This is a genomic window from Facklamia hominis CCUG 36813 (assembly GCF_000301035.1).
GTDB classification, from domain to species: Bacteria; Bacillota; Bacilli; order Lactobacillales; family Aerococcaceae; genus Facklamia; species Facklamia hominis.
On sequence record NZ_JH932292.1, the window covers coordinates 586,339 to 605,104 of the forward strand.

Genomic DNA, 18,766 nt, shown 5'->3' on the forward strand with positions numbered 1-18,766 from the left:
CGTAACAATTGAAGCTGAATCGTTGGTTTAACCGTTGGTCCACCAGACCACACTTTTTTGACTTCTAAGTGTGTCTTAGGTACCACATAGGTGTTCGTGAAAGTGAAAATATTTCCTGATTGAGTCACATTAGATTGTTTGAAATGATCCGATTGGAAGCTTTCCTCCACGGTATAAGCATATAAATTACCTTGTTCATCATATTTTTTTAAATTTTTCCAGATGATTTGATTATTTTTAAGGTCAAGTAGCTGGCTATCAATCACTGTTCCATTTTGCTTCAAAACCATCTTAACCTGAGGCTTTTTAAGTGCTTGACCATTTTCCCAAATTTTCTTTGCTTGAATATCGATAGTTGGGTAATTCTTCAATTCGATACCAATATCAGCTCCTGTTGATTTTCCTGTTAAACTGGAAATTAAAGGATAAGTATCCAATCCGTGAATATTTTCTTTGCTTGTTCCCCGCACTTCAAACATTGCCTGAGGCAAACCGTTAACAAAGAGACGTGGAACATAAAGGCTATAAAAACCATCTGCATCTCGCTTTAAATAAAAATCGTAAGATGACCGTCCTGGTGTGTTGCCCACTTTGTCATAGTACTTAACTCGAACATCTCGTCCATAATTATTAAGCAGAAGTTCTTTATTTCCTTGACCAAAAGTAACTTCTTTTTCCAACCAATAAAACTTTCCATGTTCATCAGTCTGGCTCTTCCAGGTATATAGCTTAGAATCTACCAATTGATCTTCATGATAAAGATTAAGCTTGATATCTCCTGAAAATGGGTAAAAATGCCGAGTAACAGCAATATCATATTCACCCTCACGATAAGAATCTGCGTAGTGCACTCTAAATTCAAATTCCTGTTCAAAGTGCGACTTAATTCTAGCATCATAAGATTCAGGAGCTGATTCTTCAATTGAATAATTGCCTTGAGCTAACTCATTCGGGTTAATTTGATCAAAACTTCCTTTCCAATTATTCTCAGCAGTTAGTGTCAAACTGCGATAAATTGGATGACCATTTTCATCAATCCCAATTTTAACTCTATGTCCTTTATATAGTAAATAAACTGTCACCGATTTAGGACGCTTATCTTCTGGAATGTCCTTATGCCATGTCTTTTGAACAGGCAAGTCTCCAGACTTACTATTCGTGATAACAAATTGATGTCGCTCTTCAACTTTAGGGCTTTGTTCAGAGACCTGACCTTCGCCAAGATGAATATCCCATCCAGTATACTGATCATCTGAATCCATATCTTGAATCATCAAATAAGGGATATACAAGGTATATCCAGTTTTATTTTTAACCAAGAATAAGCTATAACCATTTTCAGAAATCGAAAATCCAGTATAACCGGCTTTAGTCCAAGATTCACCCCAAGCTTGAAACTTGTAATCTCTTCCATAGAATTGAGTTTCAGTTACTTGACTTAAATAAGGGTGGCTAATCTGACCTTTGAAACTATTAGCTTCACTCAGATTCGTCATGCCTAATCGTTCAGCTTGCTCTTTTTGATTAATATAATAGAGATGAACATCTGTATTATTAAACCAGTAATTTTGATAATTAGAGTGTACCCCTGTGTCAGGTCTACCGATGGTTAATTGTCCAACCTTACTACCAAGCGGTAAAGCTCCTTTAGGTTCAACTTCCTTTACAGTCGAAATAAAACCGTGACTGTCGCGTTCAACAACAAGATATTTAAACCCTTTAGCCTTTAATTCAGCCGCCGTAAAGGGTAGACCTTTATCATTAACAGCATTTTTATTATAAGGCAGACCATAGTCCTTCATCGCTTCTAATAGTTGGTCAAGTCGTCCATATTGGGATTGACTAAAACGTTGGGTCCAATCATTCTTCTCATTAAGTTCTACTTCCCCATATTTAAAGTAATGCGGATTAGAGCCATAATTATTCCGAACATCTTCCGCAGTGGTACCAACAGGAACAATAAAAATATCTGCTGTTATCGATTTGCGATCAGAAGTTGAAATCTGGGATTCCCATTTTTTGGTTAACTCAAGATCATAGTTGCCCTCATCATTTGGTGTTTCCATATTGGCATTCGATCCAATACCTCCACCATTAGAGGCTTGATTTCCGACAATGAAGGTTTTTGCATTGCTCCATGCTTCAGCTTGAAGCGCTTTGGAATAAATGGCTTTTAATGCCATCCATGAAGCATTATAACTCAATCGGTCTGGAATAGAATCTCCATGATTTGTATCATTAAGGAATTTAATTAATTCTAAGGTCGTATGTTCCTTATAGCCTTTGGTAATTGGCGAAACATGCGAATAAAATTTATTTTGAATATAATAATCTTTTCCTCCGACTGTCAATTTGAAATAACCCGTCTTCTTAGAAAAGCGCAAATCATCTCCAAGATTTTTAGCCTGATTATTAAAAGCATAGACAGTATGTCCGTCGCCAATATGAACATAACCCGTTGGGCAATTCCAGATACCTCCACCCGTATTCACTTGATCAATTCCTGCTGTTAACATTCCTTGATTTGCTTTATTTTCAGTAATCAGCATTTGATTCAATTCTTGGGCATGTGGAGGGAAGGAAACATAAAATCCTCCACCAAATTGATAAGCTATATTATCCAGTAACATTGTTTTATTGAAGTAAACATCGTCACTATCAATATATAAGCCACCACCTTTATTGGCACGGTTATTAGCAATCAATCCGCCATTAAGTGTTAATTGAGCTCTAATTTCTCTCAAACGTTTAGAATTTGGCGTAGGAACCGATGCATACTCATTATCAATGGTATTACTCCATGGACTAATCCTCTGATTAGTCATAACAATTCCGCCACCCCAACCAGAACTTTTACTTTGTCCTGATTGATTATGAGCAAGTATCCCATCATCAATTTGGATATCTGCTCTGGGAAAGCCATTTATAGCACCACCCAAAGCATATGGACCAACCGCTCTATTATTAGCAATCATTCCACCCGTCATATGCATGACTGCATCGGATGAACCTCCAAATAAGCTACCAACGAAGACTCCACCCGTTGAACTTTTATTATTATCAATAAGCCCATTAGATAGATTAAATTGGCCTCCTGGGTTGACATAAACAGCACCTGCGGAAGTTGGTCTTCCCGATGGTTCTTTAACTTGGTAACTTTCATTGGAAGCAATACGTCCTCCAACCATATCTAACCGCCCACCATTTTCAATGGCAATCGGTGCAGAATAACCAGAATGATTATTAACCTGCATTAAAGTCCCATTCTTAAGAATGAAGTGTCCGCCAGATTCTACATTAAAGAGGACTCCCTTTGAGAGTTGAGTCGTCACTTCATTATTTCCATCAACATGAAGCGCCGTCTTAGCATCACCCAGTTGCAATTTCCCAGCAATCTGGAATAAGCTATCATCAATAAAACTTGATGCACGCTTAACTTGGACTGTTCGATGCGGATCTGGCAAGGGGTTTTGAGCTAAATCAGCTAGATTTTTAGCTTCTTCAGCTCTTTTTCGAGCTTCTTCGATAATTTCACGTTGCCTTGCTTCACCTTGATCAGCATAATCAGCGGCTTGCTTCACTTTCTCCCAAGCCTTATCAGCTTCTTGTTGATGATTGGACGTCAGAATAATCCGCTTGCCAGCCGGGATCATGACCTTCTTCGTAATTTCCAGATTAGAAGTAATACGAATCCGTGTCAAAACACCCTCTTTAGCTTCTTCAATTGCTCGAAGCAATTCTTCAAACGTTTCAACCGTCACTTCAACAACTTCTTCAGATTGTCCATTTGTAATCGGCTCCTCATCCGATTGTAACACTGCTTTCAGTTCTTGGAATTGGTTTTCATTTTGATCATCAGCTTTGGATTCCGCCCTGACAAACTCGCTATCTTTATTATCGACTAACTCGGAGCGATTAGGCAATTCTCCAAATTCAGAGGATTTAGCTTCTGCCTCTCCTGAATGATGGCGTTCAAGCTGATCCTTAACAACAGACTGACTGCCCTCTCTCTTTGAAGGTGATGCACCCCCTTCGCTGGATTCATGGTCTCCCAAATGATCGTCATTGGGTGTGGGTAATGCTGCAGGCTCTGCTTGCTTAAGCAAAATTTCTCCCGATTTCGACTGATTTTTATCCGGTATGCCAACAAGTTCTTCATAGTTATGATCAGCTAATTCTGATACAGAATCAGGTAAAGGAAGTGTTTGATGATTTGCTGATGATTGAAGATTGTTTTCAATACCAGTTTCGTTTACTAACGAAGGATTATCAGTTAATTCCGCCGCTCGACCGACCGTCGGTGTCAAAAGAAATGAACCTACGAGTAAAGGTAATATTTTAAATATTTTTTTCATTAGAATTTCCTCCTTTCTTCGATATTTCAAACATATAGTTCCTTTACACTACTAGTATAACCCTTATTTAATAGTATTTCTATAATTTATAACGTTTTCAAAATGTAGACTTATAAAAATATAAAAATAGTGTTTTCTGTCAATCTTTGCTACCTCTACTAATGCCCATTAAATAAGTAATTTTAAAACTCAAAAAATAGCTAACTTTTGAAGATATCCATTAAATGATATTAACCTGTTAAATTCATTAATTTAACTTTAATAGAAGGAACTGGGCTTTCAGAAATTGATCGCATAAAACGCACTGCATTCTTCAATATAGATACCCTATTTACCCAACCTGCAACTCGGTAATGATCGTACAATTTATTGAATAGTATACAAAATAATGATCGCCTTTTTGATTAATTTCATAGGCAATACTACAAAAAAAGCAGCCCTCTCGGACTGCATTAACCTTTGCTAATTAACTTTTTTATCAAGCTTAGACTTCACCACAATCACACCTGAATCCCTCTTAGCGATTACATTATGCCGCTCGCCAGGCTCCATTTCAACAAAGTGACCCGGATGAATGACCTGGCTTTCATCCTCAGCTTGAAAGATCAGTTCTCCTTCAAAAGGAACTACAATCACTGAATAGGGGACATCATGCCAGCCTGTTTCAGACCCAGCCTTCAAGTTCAAATAGGTCACTGTTTGCCCCACTTTTTGAACAATATTTTTTGCCAATGGCCCTGATTTTTCAGTTTGGTAAAAATTCATACAACGGCTCCTTTCTGATAAACATGCGACTAATATTTGATTAGATATGTATCATATTATCTTATCACAATGGTCCTAAAGAGAAGTTTGAATATCTTAATAGCTTATCAAAGACTATTTAACTTCTCTCATTATTCTTTCTCTTCTGCGAAGGAATCAGATTGATGAATCTTTGGTTGAGGATTAAGAACAATATCCTTATCTTCTTCTTGTGGAGGCAAAGATATAAAAGATATAATATCCTTAAAATTGACAATTGTCTTATCTTCCATGATATCCTGCATCATCCGATCTGACTCTTCCCAATAAATATCTACTACAGCACTATTAGATAATAACTTAGTAATAATCCCCGCCATATCACTACCACGAAACTCAAAAGAAATCTTATCTCCTATATTAGGACGGATATCCGCCTTGACCCGATCAATCATCTTAATTCCCGTGTCATAATCAACTTCCAACAAAGCGGCAATTCTTGATTTACTGGTTCCACGTCTCAATTCGTATTCAATCAATTCTCTTTGTTGCTTAGTTATTTTTTTAGCCACAAGACCCCTCCTTCATCTAACTAATCCCCACTTCACTTATTTTCTATTATAACACAAAACCCTTACATATTGGTTAAATTAAGCTTTACGAGGGATCAACATTGGAATACATTCTTTAAGAATCTCAATTTCTAATGGAAGTGCTGGGCCCTCATCACCGTCTACATTAGATTTCAACTCTTTGGTCGAATGACCATCTACGGATTCAATCCGAAATGCGGAATCCCTTAGGGATAATAGATGATCATTATCCACTATTTCGTCAGGTAGCCCCTTTTCTTGTAGGAATGTTTGGATACTAGATAGTGTCATAGAATCTTTAATTGCGTAAAGATGCGCCATCCCATCATTATAAGTAGCTCCCTGAATGAGACCTTCCATGCCTCCAACCGAAGAAGTTAAGGCCACCAAGATTAAATTTGAAGCTAAATCATAGTGCCTACCCTGACTATCATAAATGCGCAAGTTCTTATTCTTTCCACCGAAAAAGGCCTTAACACCATCAATCAAATAGGCAAAAAAACCCAGTTTATTCTTTTGATCGGAATCTGTCTCTAGAACCGCCGTTGGAATATCTCCTAATGCTAAAACATTAATAAAGTACTGATTATTAACACGCGCAATATCAACCTTTGTTTCATCTAAATGAGCAAATTGTTGGATCGCTTCATCTGGATCCATCGAAAACCCTACCACTCGACCGAGATCATTCACCGTTCCTAATGGAACAAAAGAAAAGAGGGGTTTATCATCCAATTCAGCAATACCAGAAACAACCTCATTAACTGTTCCATCACCACCCAGGCAAATAACCGTATCATAGCCTTCTTGTTTGGCTGCTTTTGCCCAATGATTGGCATCTCCTTCTTTTTCAGTTAAACGAATTTCTAACTCTACTTCATAATTGGTTAATAAGACTTCCTCCAAAGTCTTAGCATATTCTGGAGCATCGCCTTTGCCTGAACCGGGGTTAGCAATGATAAGTATTTTTTTCATATCGGACACCTCTTCAACTTTCGAATAAATACATTATACCATACTATCACTAAAGCTCTGAGCTGAAGCTCTATAAGATTACAAAATGGTGACAGTTCGTTAAAACTGAAGACTTATCTGAATAATATGTATAAAATGGTACTATGTATGCTTTTTTACTAAAATGAAAAAAGCCGTGCGTAATTTGACTGATACAGTCTTATTAAATAAGAGAATTAAGGGGGTTAGGACATGACTGATTCGTCCAAACACCAAGATAAAAAGCAATCCACACACATAAACGATCGAAATAATCGCCGTCAAGCTATTCGCCAACAGAATCGAATTCAAGATCCACAAGCAGTAGCGGCTATTCAGCGACGTTTAGAACGAATTAAACAGTTGGAAAAGATGGATTCAACCGACCAAGTCGAAAAATCCTTCCACCACCGTCAGCCACAAAAATCTACTCAAAGAACCCAGTCTTCTTTGAATACCCATACAATGAAAAATCGCTCTAGCAAGCCAGATCTTGCCGAACAGGACAAACTAAATCGACAAGCAGCCATTCAAAAGAAGATCACGCAAAGCCATCGAAACGCACAATCAAAAGCAGAAATAGAATCAGATGAGCGACTATTCCAAAAAGCACAAGCTAATCAGCGAATGCCCAAAATAACCATCCAAAAAGCTCAAAATTCAGATAAGGATCCAAAAAGTCAGGCTTCTTATCAAAGTGAAGACGCGATTCTTAATTCTACGGAACCATCTAAGAATCCTTCGACGAAAAAACATACGCGTCATTCTAATAAACATACACATTCCGACAAAAAAACCGCTAAAGATGAACGATACTCATTAAAAGATCTCAGTACTGAAGAAAAAGTTGCCTTTACTTTTTCGGTTGCCACCAATCTTATCAAGCGTTTTTTTGTTTTTATTCTTGTGGCAGGAATCTTAGTAGCCGGCTTGGGTGGAGGAGTTGGTTTGGGTTACTTTGCCTCCCTAGTAAAGGATACCCAGCCACCATCCCGTGATGAAATAGCCAGTGCCTTAAATCGAATTGAACAACAATCGACGCTCTATTACGCTTCCAAAGAACCAATCGCTGATGTCCGATCCGATGTCGTTCGATCTGTCGCCAAATTAGACGACATATCCCCCTATATTAAAGAGGGGCTCATCTCCATCGAAGATCAAAACTTTTATGATCACCCAGGCGTCAATCCTAAGTCGACTTTAAGAGCGATTCTTCAAACGCTTTTATCAGGAACTGGTACCGGTGGATCCACCCTCACTCAACAATTAGTTAAACAACAACTCTTAACCAATGATGTTACCTTCTTCCGAAAGGCCAATGAGATTCTCTTAGCTTTACGAGTAGAAAAGTATTTTTCTAAGGATGAAATTCTAGCATCCTATCTTAATGTCTCTCCTTTTGGTCGAAATAATAAGGGAGAAAATATCGCTGGCATTCAAGAAGCTGCCGAAGGTATCTTCGGTAAAAAACCAAGTGAAGTTAACTTAAACCAAGCTGCCTTCCTAGTAGGCCTACCTCAAAGTCCCTATTCCTATACTCCATATGACCAGTATGGTCATATGCGAAAGGATCATTCAGCGGGAATTCAGCGAATGAAAGATGTTCTTTTCGCAATGTACCGAAACCAAGTCATTGACAAAGCCAGCTACGAAGAAGCTCTTAAATATGATATTACCAAGGACTTTATTGCGACTAAAGCGCGAATTCCTGAACGACAATCCTATCTTTACCAGACTGTCATGAACCAAGCCATTGAACAAATTATTGCCCTCAACGTTAAAAAAGATGGCAACCAACTCGAAAAAGTTCATGAAGATGCTGAATGGTACCAAAGCTATTATCAGGAAGCTGAACAAGAGCTACGCACCTCTGGCTATCAGGTTTATACTACTATCGAAAAAGATATTTACGACCAGATGCAACAAACTGCTGCAGCCTACAAAGATCAGTTAGGAGCCAGCTTTGACGGTGTCTATACCGACCCTACGACCGGCGAAGAGACCTATTTTGTAGAAAAAGTCCAAACCGGTGTCGTGGCTATTGATAATGCCACTGGCCGTGTTCTTGGTTTTGTAGCGGGGACTGATTATGAGAACAATCAAATTGACCATGCCTTCGGCATGCACCGGTCTCCAGGATCTACCATTAAACCACTTGCTGTTTACGGACCTGCGATCGAAAACAATATCATCACTCCGGCTTCAATCATTCCAGATACCGCTTTTACAGAGACCTATAATGATGGTAGCCAATGGTCGCCGACCAACTATGGCAATCAAATATCCAACCAATTTTATCCGGCTCGTCAGTCCTTGGCTTGGTCCTATAACATACCAACCATTCGAATCTATCAAGAGATGCGCAATCAAGGTGTACCCGTTTTTGACTACCTCCAACGAATGGGCTTTGATACCCAGCACTCTTACACCGAAACCGATGTTCAAAATCTAGCCTTCTCAATCGGTGGGGTTAATAAAGGGCCAACCGTCTTTGAACAGACTTCCGCCTTCTCAACCTTTGCCAATGGAGGCACTTATGCTAAAGGTCATATCATTGATGAAATAAAAGATGCAACGGGCAAGACCCTCTTTAAGGCAGATGATGAACCTGTTCGAGTCTTCAGCGAAGATAGCAACTATCTAATGGTCGACATGTTGCGTGATGTCAACAATCTCGGAACCGGGCAAATTGCTAAATCTAAACTCACTACTGGAGGAGACTGGATCGCCAAGACCGGTACTTCCGAAAACGGCAAGGACCTCTGGTATATTGGTGCCACGCCTAAAATCACGATTGGAGCCTGGATGGGTTATGATAACCAATATCAAGAATTCGTTTTTAACTTAAATGACGGTTTTGGTTCTGAAGCTCAACGAAGTCAATCCTTCTGGGCACAAATTGTCAATGACTTATTTGCTATCCGTCCCGATATTATCGGAGCAGACCAAAGCTTCCAACAGCCTAATTCTGTCATCCGCATGACTGTGATGGAAAAGACAGGTACCCAACCAGGTAACATACAAATGGGCGGACAAGTCTTACAAGTAGCTAGTGGCCTTAAAGAAGAACTCTTCAAAGCTTCTTATCCCGCACCCATCTTAACTGAACACTTTATGATTAATGCTTCTCCATCCGACTATCAATTATTCTGGGGCAACTTTATGCGTCAAATTCAAACAGAAAAAGAATCAGATGACAATGAAAGTAAAAAAGAAGGAGAAGCAGAAGATGAGACTGGAGAAACTAGTAGTAGTGAAAATCCAGAACAAGAAATACCAGATAACACTCAAGCTCCAGCTGAAACTTCTGCCAGCTATTAATCCTAGCTAAATATAAAACATCCCCCTCACCATACCGTTAGTGAGGGGGATGTTTTTGCAGTCAATGCTGCATAGAGAGGAAAATAAATCACCTTTACTAAAGGGGTGATTCCAGATTAGCAAGACTTATTTATCAGTAACAATTTATCTCACTAACCAAAGGTGATTACTAAGTTATAACTTACCATCATACTGATAGCAAGTGCATCTTACCCAGTGACCTGGCTCAACTTCTCGCAGTTGAGGATGCGCTTCATGGTAAGATTCTGGAATGTTTGGTACCCGCTTAGCAAAGCGACAACCTTCTGGTGGATTAACCGGGCTAGGAACGTCACCTTCCAGAATAATGCGTTCCCTATGGAGTCCATACTTAGGAATAGGAATAGCAGATAATAATGCCTTAGTATAGGGGTGAAGTGGATTCTCAAAAAGCACATCATAAGGAGCTAGTTCAACAATCTGACCCAAATACATCACTGCTACTCGATCCGAAATATGACGCACCACTGATAGATCATGAGATATAAAGAGATAGGTTAAATCAAAATCTTTTTGTAATTGATCCAATAAGTTCAATACCTGAGCTTGGACCGATACGTCCAAAGCAGATACCGGTTCATCTAATACAATAAATTTTGGTTTTAAGATCAAGGCTCGCGCAATCCCAATCCGTTGTCGACTTCCTCCATCTAACTCATGAGGAAAAGAATCGGCCACTTTAGCTTTTAATCCGACCGTTTCCATCATATGATAGACAGCCGCTTCTAATTCTGCTTCCGTCTTATATAGATGATTAACCCGTGCTGGATCGGCGATCAAATCAAAGGTACTCATCCGCGGATTTAAAGAAGAATATGGATCTTGGAAGACAATTTGCATATCTAATCGAATTTGCTTAAGAGCTTGACGCCCTTTGAGCTTAGCGACGTCTCGCCCTTCAAAAAGGACCTCTCCTGCAGTGGGCTCATGCAAGCGAATGATTGCTCGACCTACTGTTGACTTACCGCAGCCAGATTCACCAACTAAGCCTAGGGTTTCCCCACGATTAATATCGAAACTAACCCCGTCGACCGCTTTTAATTCACCGGCTTTTGTCGGAAAATATTTCTTAAGATCTTTAACCTGAAGTAAGCTTTCATGATTAGTTTGTCCCATTTAATCCAACCTCCTCATCAGCAACCAGAGGAAATGCTACAAAATGCCCAGGTGCGACTTCTCGATATATTGGTTTTACTTTCGAAAAATCTGGCAATTGTAAATCCATAGTTTCTAAATGATCAACATCTTCATCGATACTTGGGATCGCCTTAAATAACCCCTTAGTGTAAGGGTGATAAGGATTCTCAAATAGTTCCTTTGCACTGGCATGCTCCAAAATAGCTCCGCCATACATAACAGAAACATAATCACAGGTCTCTGCAACAACCCCTAAGTCGTGAGTAATTAAGATCATTGATGTCTCAAATTCTTCTTTTAAATTCTTAATGAGTTCCAGCACTTGTGCTTGAATCGTTACATCTAAAGCCGTTGTTGGTTCATCAGCAATAATCAAACTAGGATTACAGGCTAAGGCCATAGCAATCACAACCCGCTGCTTCATCCCCCCAGAAAACTGGTGGGGATAGTCATCAATCCGTTCTTTACGTATACCAACCACTTTTAACATTTCTTCTGCTTTAGCCCGAAGTTCCCCTTTAGCCAAATCCTGGTGAAGAGCCAAAACTTCTTCAATTTGTTGGCCCACAGTCATAACAGGATTTAATGATGTCATAGGATCTTGGAAAATCATAGAAATTTTATTTCCGCGAATCTTATACATTTCCTTTTCAGGCATTTTTAATAGGTCTTGACCTTCCATAAAAATTTCACCTGAAGTGATCTTTCCAGGAGGGTTCTGAATGAGCTGCATAATAGCCTTAGCCGTGGTTGTCTTTCCGGCACCCGTTTCTCCAACTAGACCATGAGTTTCTTTTTTATCAATGGAAAAGTTCAAGTTATTAACTGCATGAACCACTTCCGTATCTGTATCGTATTCAACACTTAAATTTTTAATTTCTAACAACTTACTCATAGCGACCTCCTATCTTTTCAGCTTAGGATCCAAAGCGTCTCTTAATCCGTCTCCAAGGAGGTTAAGTGCTAAAATGGTAATAACAATAGCTAGCCCTGGAAACAGTGTCATATGAGGAAAGTCCCTGATATAAGCGCGTCCTCCAGATAACATAGCTCCCCATTCCGGCGTTGGTGGTTCCAATCCTAAACCTATAAAGCTTAATCCTGCAGCATTAATAATCGCATAGGCAACCCCTAATGTCGCTTGAACAATAATCGGCGCCATACAGTTTGGAATAATATGTTTCAATATAATGCGGTAATCACTCGATCCGTTGGCACGAGCAGCCTCAACAAACTCCTGATCCTTAAGAGACAAAACGGAAGATCGAACTAACCGTGCATAACCAGGGATTGCAGCAATCCCAACTGCAATCATTAAGTTAGTCAAACCAGGACCTAATGCCGCCATAATTGCAATCGCTAAAAGCGTATCTGGCAAGGCTTGAACCACATCGATGAGTCGCATTAAGCTATTATCCACCCGACCACCATAGTAACCGGTCACTGCTCCAATAGCCACCCCAATAATCATAGAGATACTCACTGAGATAAAGCCAACCCGCAATGACACTCTGGAACCGTAGACCACCCGACTAAAAATATCCCGCCCTAACTCGTCCGTTCCAAACCAATGTTGGGCGTTAGGCGTTTGATATTGGTTAGCTAAGTTTTGATCGGCAAAACCATAAGGCGCAATTACATCTGCAAAAATAGCCACCAGAACGAGCACAATAATTATAACAAGTCCCATCATAGCTAACTTATTACGCTTCATTCGAATCCAAATATCTTTTAATCCTCTAAATTTACCACGTTTTTGAGGCTCTTGATTCTTTGTTTCAACTTTATTCATTTGGACCCCTCCTATTCATACTGTGTCTTTAGGCGAGGGTCGACGTAGGTATAAAGAATATCTACGATCAAATTCACCAAACTAAAGGTCACGGCCACAAATAAGACACACCCTAAAACCATAGGCATATCCCGCTTCATGATCGAATCAACCATCAAACGACCAATTCCAGGAATAGAAAAAATAACCTCTGTCATTAGGGCTCCACCCATTAACTGACCAAACTGAGTCCCTGTAATTGTAATGATCGGAATTAAGGCATTTTTCAAAGCATGTTCGGTAATAATTTTTCCTCGACGTTGGCCTTTGGCTTTAGCCGTTAAGATATAGTCTTTACGAATAACTTCAAGCATCGATGACCGAGTCATTCGGGCAATAACTGAGACCGATTGAGCCCCCAAGGCAATCATCGGTAAGAATAGATGAAGCGGGGTGGAATACCCAGATGATGGGAATAGGTTTAATTTGACTGAGAATAACAAGATCAATAATAAACCTAACCAGAATACCGGCATAGAAATCCCAATTAAGGCAAAAATCATCGTGACATTATCAAAGATGGAATATTGCTTAATCGCCGAGATAATCCCAACTGGAATTCCGATAACTACCGCAAAAAGAATTGCTGTGGTCGCCAAAATCAAAGTTGAGCCAGCTCGAGCCATAATTTCATCAGTAACATTACTTCGGGTAATATACGAATAACCTAAATCAAAATGAAACACTAAATTCTTTAAATACCGTCCAAATTGGACTAAAAAGGGATCATTTAATCCCATCTCTTCTCTTAAAGCCTGAACCGCTGCTTCAGAAGCAGAAGGGCCCAAGGCATTACGTGCCATATCTCCTGGTGTTAGATATAACAAGGTAAACACGATAAAGCACACACCCAATAAAACGGGAATTAAATATAAGAGTCGTTTTAAAATATATTTAACCATTATGTCACCTCTTATATGACCTTCACTAAAAATAATTAAGGAACACTCTCACTTTTCCTAGTCTCGCTGTCTTTCTAATTTGATAGGGGCTTATTTGTCAGCTCCCATAGTTACTTCCGTTAAAGTATGGAAGCCAAGAGGCGATAGGAATAGATTATCGATTTCTTTACGAGTACCCATCGTCATTTCTTTATTATGGAGTGGAATCCATGCATTAATTTCCATGAGGTAATCCTGAACTTCAGCATAGTATTCAGCCCGCTTAGCATCATCCTGTTCGTAACGTGCTTTTTCAAGTAATTCATCTACTTTCTTGTCTTCTAAGAAGATGTAGTTACCTCCTTCTCCCTTTGCAGAAGAGTGGAAACAAGGATATAAGAAAGTATCCGCATCAGGAGAATCAGCGGTCCAAGCAATCATAAAGAGGTCTTGATCACCATTCTTAATAATTTCATTAAAGGCAGACCATTCAAGCACATTAATCGTTGCATCAATACCAACTTTAGCTAACTGTTCTTTCATCGCTGTCGCCATATCAGACCGATCCTTGTTATCATTAGTCGTTATTGAAATCGATAGTCCATCTTCATAACCAGCTTCTTTTAATAATTCTTTGGCTTTTTCAATATTTTGTTCTTTCACTTGCATTTGATCGGAGATCGAGTATTTAAGCGTTGGAGGAAGAACACCCGTTGCTGTTTTACCTAAATCATGGAAAACAGCCTTCACAATTGCATCTTTATCTAAAGCCAAAGTAATTGCTTCTCTAACTTTAGGATCCTTGAACACTTCTTTAGAGAAATTAAATCCAAGGTAAGTTTCACCATAGTCTAAAGATTTTAATAATTTGAGCTTGTCGTTCTTTTCAACTTTTTCAATATCGGTAGCAATAATATCATAAGCGATATCAACACCGCCTGATTCTAATTCAATGACACGGTTACTTGGTTCTGGAATCACACGGAAAGTCAACTTTTCATAAGCAGGTGCTGTTCCATGATAGTCGGCAAATTTCTCCAATTCGATTGAATCTGCCCGCGTCCATTTAACAAATTTAAGGGCGTTGGTTCCAACTGGATGTTGAGAATAAGAATCACCAGCTTCATTGACTGCTTTTTCGTTAACAATAAAACCGCCCGGATGGCAAAGTGCTGAAAGAATACCAGCAAATGGCTCGGTTTGTTTAAATTCCACCGTGTAGTCATCAAGGGCTTTAACACTATCAATATCAATCGTTTGGAATAAGTGAGTTACATTCGGAGCTTCAATCGCCCGTTTTAAGCTAAAGACAACGTCTGATGCTTTCAATTCCTCACCATTGTGGAATTTAACACCTTTCTTTAACTTGAATTGATAAGTAACATCATCAATTTGTTCATAACTTTCAGCTAGGCTCGGTTGGATTTTACCGTCTTTGTCAACCTTGACCAAACCTTCATAAATTTGCAACATCACATTACTAGATTGGTTATCATTAGTAGCCACCGGATCCAATGAAATAGCATCACCGGATAATCCCACTGTTAAGGTGCTGGCATCTCCACCGCTCCCTGAACAACCCGACAAAACAAGAGCGCTTACAATTATTAATATAAACAACAACTTTTTCTTCATAAGTAGACTCCTCCATTTATTTGACTTTGCGACACAACGAATAGTTTTAATACCAGTACACCTCCTTACAAATAATGAAACCGTTTCTATAAACCGTTTACAAACATAGGCTACTCGACTATTAAACGTTTGTCAATCGTTTTTTAGCAATGTTTTAAAATTTAATTGTAAGCTCATACATTTTTAATATAGTTTTTATAACGAATAAAAACCCAACCGTATCAATTTAAAATCTAACCTATCATCTAGGCTTATTTCTTTGTGACTAGGGTCATTCCACTTATTCATCTTGACTAAAAGAGCCTTAAACTCTACAATGAATAAGAAAACAAACGTTTACAATGCCATTCCTTTAATTCTTTCCTAGGAGGTGAACCATGTCCTCTTTTCCAATTAAGATTCGCTTCGAAGATTCCTCGACTAATTGGCAAACAGCCATTCGAACTGCTAGTCAATCCTTATTAGATGAAAATCTGATTACAGAAAACTATGTCGATAAAATGATTCAAAATGTAAAGGATCTGGGCGAATACATCCTACTTGCTCCGAAAATTGCTATGCCCCACGCAAGGCCTGAAGACGGATCAAATACAACCGCTATCTCTTTTTTAAAATTAAAGCAAGCGGTCCCATTTGATTCTGGCAGGCTTGTCTCTTTATTTATTGTCCTAGCTACCAAGAATAGTGAAGACCATCTAGAATTGTTAGCAAAAGTAGCTCAATTAATTGATTCATCGGAGAAAATCGATCAATTAATCGCAAGTAAGACCCCCAAAGATTTTCTTAGCTTATGTCAACTATTTCTGCAAGAGGAGGAATAATATGTTACAAATTCTAACCGTCTGTGGTAACGGAATTGGATCCAGTAATCTTCTAGCCATGAAGATTAACCAACTCGCCAAAGCCAAAGGTATTGCGCTAGAAGCAAAATCAATGGATTTTAATTCGGCACGTGGTCAAAAAGCTGACTTGATCGTAACCGTCAAAGAATTCGCTGATCAATTTCCTAAAGGAAGCCCAGTTGTTGCTGTTAGATCCTATGTCAATAAAAAACAAATTGAAGAAGATGTCTTTCCTCATCTTCAAGCCCTCATTCAAAAAGGAGGACAAGTTGAGTGACTCTCTTAAAATTTCTTCAAGACTTTTTAGCCGAACCAGCAATATTAATGGGGTTGGTGGCCTTGGTTGGGTTAATAGCAATGCGCAAACCTTGGCATCAAGTGCTGACCGGCACTCTTGGCCCTATCCTTGGTTACCTGATGCTAGCTGCCGGAGCGGGTGTGATCACTAATAATCTTGAACCCCTAGCTCAAATGATTGAGAAAGGCTTTCATCTCAAAGGGGTCGTTCCCAATAATGAGGCAGTGACTGCGGTCGCCCAAGAAGTATTAGGAACAGAGACCATGCTAATCATGGTGATCGGCTTAGCCTTTAATATTTTATTTGCCCGTTTTTCACGTTATAAATATATTTTTTTAACCGGACACCATTCTTTCTTTTTAGCCTGCCTCTTATCAGCTGTCTTGGGAACACTTGGCTTCAAAGGCATTGAACTGGTTCTTATTGGAGGTTGTTTTATGGGGGCTTGGTCAGCTATCTCACCCGCTATCGGCCAACGCTACACCCTTCAAGTTACAGGGGGGGATGAAATTGCTCTAGGTCACTTTGGATCTTTAGGTTATTATTTTGCAGCTTGGATCGGTGGCCTTGTTGGTCATAAGGAGCGATCAACCGAAAGCATTCAGATACCTGAACAATGGGGATTCTTAAGAAACACCACCATTTCAACAGCAATTATCATGGTTGTTTTTTATTTAATCTCTGCATTAGCAGCGGGTCCCTCATTTGTAGCTAGCCTCTCTGGTGGTAAATCTCCCCTACTCTTTGCTTTTTTGTCTGGCCTAGAGTTTGCGGTGGGCGTCACCATTGTCTATAACGGAGTTCGCATGATCCTTGCAGACCTACTTCCAGCTTTTCAAGGGATTGCTGACTCAATTATTCCAAACGCTGTCCCAGCTGTTGATTGTGCGGTCTTATTCCCTTACGCTCAAACCGCTGTTATTCTAGGCTTTATTTCTAGCTTTATCGGTGGTATCATTGGGATGTTGGTGTTAGGATCCTTAGGTGGCATCCTGATTGTTCCCGGACTGGTTCCTCACTTCTTCTGTGGAGCCACCGCAGGAATCTATGGGAATGCGACTGGTGGGCGACGAGGAGCCTTAGTGGGAGCCTTCATTAACGGTTTACTCCTAGCCTTTATTCCAGCCCTAGCTTTACCTGTTTTGGGTGATTTAGGCTTTGCCAATACGACCTTTGGTGATTTGGATTTTGGTTTAATAGGTATATTATTGGGTCAAATCGGCAATCAACTGGGTCATCTAGGCATTTATGCTTTAGTTGTCTTGACGCTAATGGCTATCTTCTTACCCAATTGGTGGGGCCACTCAAAAGAAATAGCCATGAACAATGAATTTAAGGAGAATGATGAATGATTTTACCGATTAACATTTACTCAGATGGCGCTGTATTGGCAGACATGAAGGCCATGAAAGAAAAAGGTCTAGTGAATGGTTTTACCACTAACCCTTCCTTGATGAAAAAAGCAGGCATCACCAATTATTTAGAATTTGCTAAGGAAGCAATTGACCTAGTTGAAGGTCAATCCATCTCCTTTGAAGTCTTTGGTGATGATGCTCAAACCATGGAGAAAGAAGCAAAAATTCTTACTCAATTAGGTGACAACGTCTATGTTAAAATTCCTTGCCTAAATACAAAAGGTGAAGGATCCTATGAACTTATCCATCGCCTTTCCCACGAAGGAATCAAGTTAAATGTGACGGCCCTATTCACACCGCACCAAGTGCAAGAAACCATCAATGCATTAGCCGATGGTACAGAAAATATTATCTCAGTCTTTGCAGGTCGAATTGCCGATACGGGAGTTGATCCAATGCCGATTATGGATACTGCTGCTACTATTTGCCAATCTAAACCAGGCAGCCAATTATTGTGGGCCTCTACGCGTGAAGTCTACAATATTATTCAGGCGATTGACTGTGGTTGCGATATTATCACGGTTCCACCTTCGATTTTAAATAAGTTAGACAATCTCTTTAAAGACCTGACCCAAGTTTCAACTGATACGGTGATTGGATTTAATAAAGATATTCAATCCCTTGGATTCTCAATTCTTGAAGATTAATTAAAGCTAAAATGCCCTCTCACAAATGAGAGGGC

The 18,766-nt window shown here is 39.4% G+C and carries 14 protein-coding genes; 5 read left to right on the forward strand and 9 right to left on the reverse strand.

Annotated features, from left to right (window positions below):
• The 4 genes from HMPREF9706_RS02590 to HMPREF9706_RS02605 all read right to left on the reverse strand — a co-directional run.
• Window positions 1–4,355: Cna B-type domain-containing protein (locus HMPREF9706_RS02590; protein ID WP_006907810.1), on the reverse strand; the 4,355-nt coding region annotated here is incomplete at its 3' end.
• Between the two features lie 462 nt (window positions 4,356–4,817).
• A complete protein-coding gene (locus HMPREF9706_RS02595) occupies window positions 4,818–5,120 on the reverse strand; it encodes a cupin domain-containing protein (RefSeq protein ID WP_006907811.1) in 303 nt (100 codons plus the stop codon).
• A gap of 131 nt (window positions 5,121–5,251) precedes the next feature.
• Window positions 5,252–5,671 carry a DUF2187 family protein gene (locus HMPREF9706_RS02600; RefSeq protein ID WP_006907812.1) on the reverse strand — a complete coding sequence of 140 codons (420 nt, stop codon included), beginning with the start codon at window positions 5,669–5,671 and terminating at the stop codon, window positions 5,252–5,254.
• Between the two features lie 78 nt (window positions 5,672–5,749).
• The gene (locus HMPREF9706_RS02605) at window positions 5,750–6,667 is read right to left on the reverse strand and encodes a diacylglycerol/lipid kinase family protein (protein ID WP_006907813.1); all 918 of its coding nucleotides are present in this window, start codon (window positions 6,665–6,667) and stop codon (window positions 5,750–5,752) included.
• A 231-nt stretch (window positions 6,668–6,898) separates the two neighbouring features.
• On the opposite strand from HMPREF9706_RS02605, the gene HMPREF9706_RS02610 reads away from it, so the two are divergent.
• Window positions 6,899–10,006: a transglycosylase domain-containing protein gene (locus HMPREF9706_RS02610; RefSeq protein WP_006907814.1), complete on the forward strand. Its 3,108-nt coding sequence runs from the start codon at window positions 6,899–6,901 to the stop codon at window positions 10,004–10,006.
• A gap of 174 nt (window positions 10,007–10,180) precedes the next feature.
• On the opposite strand, the gene HMPREF9706_RS02615 is transcribed toward HMPREF9706_RS02610, so the two are convergent.
• The 5 genes from HMPREF9706_RS02615 to HMPREF9706_RS02635 all read right to left on the reverse strand — a co-directional run bounded on the left by HMPREF9706_RS02615 (window position 10,181) and on the right by HMPREF9706_RS02635 (window position 15,529).
• On the reverse strand, window positions 10,181–11,161 hold the full coding sequence (locus tag HMPREF9706_RS02615; protein ID WP_006907815.1) for an ABC transporter ATP-binding protein: 981 nt from the start codon (window positions 11,159–11,161) through the stop codon (window positions 10,181–10,183).
• Complete coding sequence (locus HMPREF9706_RS02620; RefSeq protein WP_006907816.1) at window positions 11,148–12,077, reverse strand: ABC transporter ATP-binding protein; 930 nt, start codon at window positions 12,075–12,077, stop codon at window positions 11,148–11,150. Before HMPREF9706_RS02620 ends, HMPREF9706_RS02615 begins: the two co-directional genes overlap by 14 nt.
• Window positions 12,078–12,086: 9 nt before the next feature.
• Entirely contained in the window at window positions 12,087–12,974 is an 888-nt protein-coding gene (nikC, locus tag HMPREF9706_RS02625) for a nickel transporter permease (protein WP_006907817.1), read from the reverse strand.
• Between the two features lie 11 nt (window positions 12,975–12,985).
• Entirely contained in the window at window positions 12,986–13,915 is a 930-nt protein-coding gene (locus HMPREF9706_RS02630; RefSeq protein ID WP_006907818.1) for an ABC transporter permease, read from the reverse strand.
• A gap of 90 nt (window positions 13,916–14,005) precedes the next feature.
• A complete protein-coding gene (locus tag HMPREF9706_RS02635) occupies window positions 14,006–15,529 on the reverse strand; it encodes an ABC transporter substrate-binding protein (protein WP_006907819.1) in 1,524 nt (507 codons plus the stop codon).
• Window positions 15,530–15,906: 377 nt separating this feature from the next.
• On the opposite strand from HMPREF9706_RS02635, the gene HMPREF9706_RS02640 reads away from it, so the two are divergent.
• Genes HMPREF9706_RS02640 through HMPREF9706_RS02655 form a run of 4 tightly spaced genes read left to right on the forward strand, consistent with a single transcriptional unit; the run spans window position 15,907 to window position 18,731 of the window.
• Window positions 15,907–16,350 carry a PTS sugar transporter subunit IIA gene (locus tag HMPREF9706_RS02640; RefSeq protein WP_006907820.1) on the forward strand — a complete coding sequence of 148 codons (444 nt, stop codon included), beginning with the start codon at window positions 15,907–15,909 and terminating at the stop codon, window positions 16,348–16,350.
• Between the two features lies 1 nt (window position 16,351).
• The gene (locus HMPREF9706_RS02645) at window positions 16,352–16,648 is read left to right on the forward strand and encodes a PTS sugar transporter subunit IIB (RefSeq protein ID WP_006907821.1); all 297 of its coding nucleotides are present in this window, start codon (window positions 16,352–16,354) and stop codon (window positions 16,646–16,648) included.
• Window positions 16,645–18,021, forward strand: a complete 1,377-nt coding sequence (locus HMPREF9706_RS02650) for a PTS ascorbate transporter subunit IIC (protein WP_006907822.1) — start codon at window positions 16,645–16,647, stop codon at window positions 18,019–18,021. The genes HMPREF9706_RS02645 and HMPREF9706_RS02650 overlap by 4 nt, the downstream gene beginning before the upstream one ends.
• Complete coding sequence (locus HMPREF9706_RS02655; RefSeq protein ID WP_006907823.1) at window positions 18,018–18,731, forward strand: transaldolase; 714 nt, start codon at window positions 18,018–18,020, stop codon at window positions 18,729–18,731. Before HMPREF9706_RS02650 ends, HMPREF9706_RS02655 begins: the two co-directional genes overlap by 4 nt.
• Window positions 18,732–18,766 lie beyond the last annotated feature (35 nt).

Coding starts and splice junctions, on each gene's coding strand:
- HMPREF9706_RS02595 (WP_006907811.1), bottom strand. CDS start 5,120: ATGAATTTTTACCAAACTGAAAAATCAGGGCCATTGGCAAAAAATATT.
- HMPREF9706_RS02605 (WP_006907813.1), bottom strand. CDS start 6,667: ATGAAAAAAATACTTATCATTGCTAACCCCGGTTCAGGCAAAGGCGAT.
- HMPREF9706_RS02610 (WP_006907814.1), top strand. CDS start 6,899: ATGACTGATTCGTCCAAACACCAAGATAAAAAGCAATCCACACACATA.
- HMPREF9706_RS02615 (WP_006907815.1), bottom strand. CDS start 11,161: ATGGGACAAACTAATCATGAAAGCTTACTTCAGGTTAAAGATCTTAAG.
- HMPREF9706_RS02620 (WP_006907816.1), bottom strand. CDS start 12,077: ATGAGTAAGTTGTTAGAAATTAAAAATTTAAGTGTTGAATACGATACA.
- nikC (WP_006907817.1), bottom strand. CDS start 12,974: ATGAATAAAGTTGAAACAAAGAATCAAGAGCCTCAAAAACGTGGTAAA.
- HMPREF9706_RS02630 (WP_006907818.1), bottom strand. CDS start 13,915: ATGGTTAAATATATTTTAAAACGACTCTTATATTTAATTCCCGTTTTA.
- HMPREF9706_RS02635 (WP_006907819.1), bottom strand. CDS start 15,529: ATGAAGAAAAAGTTGTTGTTTATATTAATAATTGTAAGCGCTCTTGTT.
- HMPREF9706_RS02640 (WP_006907820.1), top strand. CDS start 15,907: ATGTCCTCTTTTCCAATTAAGATTCGCTTCGAAGATTCCTCGACTAAT.
- HMPREF9706_RS02645 (WP_006907821.1), top strand. CDS start 16,352: ATGTTACAAATTCTAACCGTCTGTGGTAACGGAATTGGATCCAGTAAT.
- HMPREF9706_RS02655 (WP_006907823.1), top strand. CDS start 18,018: ATGATTTTACCGATTAACATTTACTCAGATGGCGCTGTATTGGCAGAC.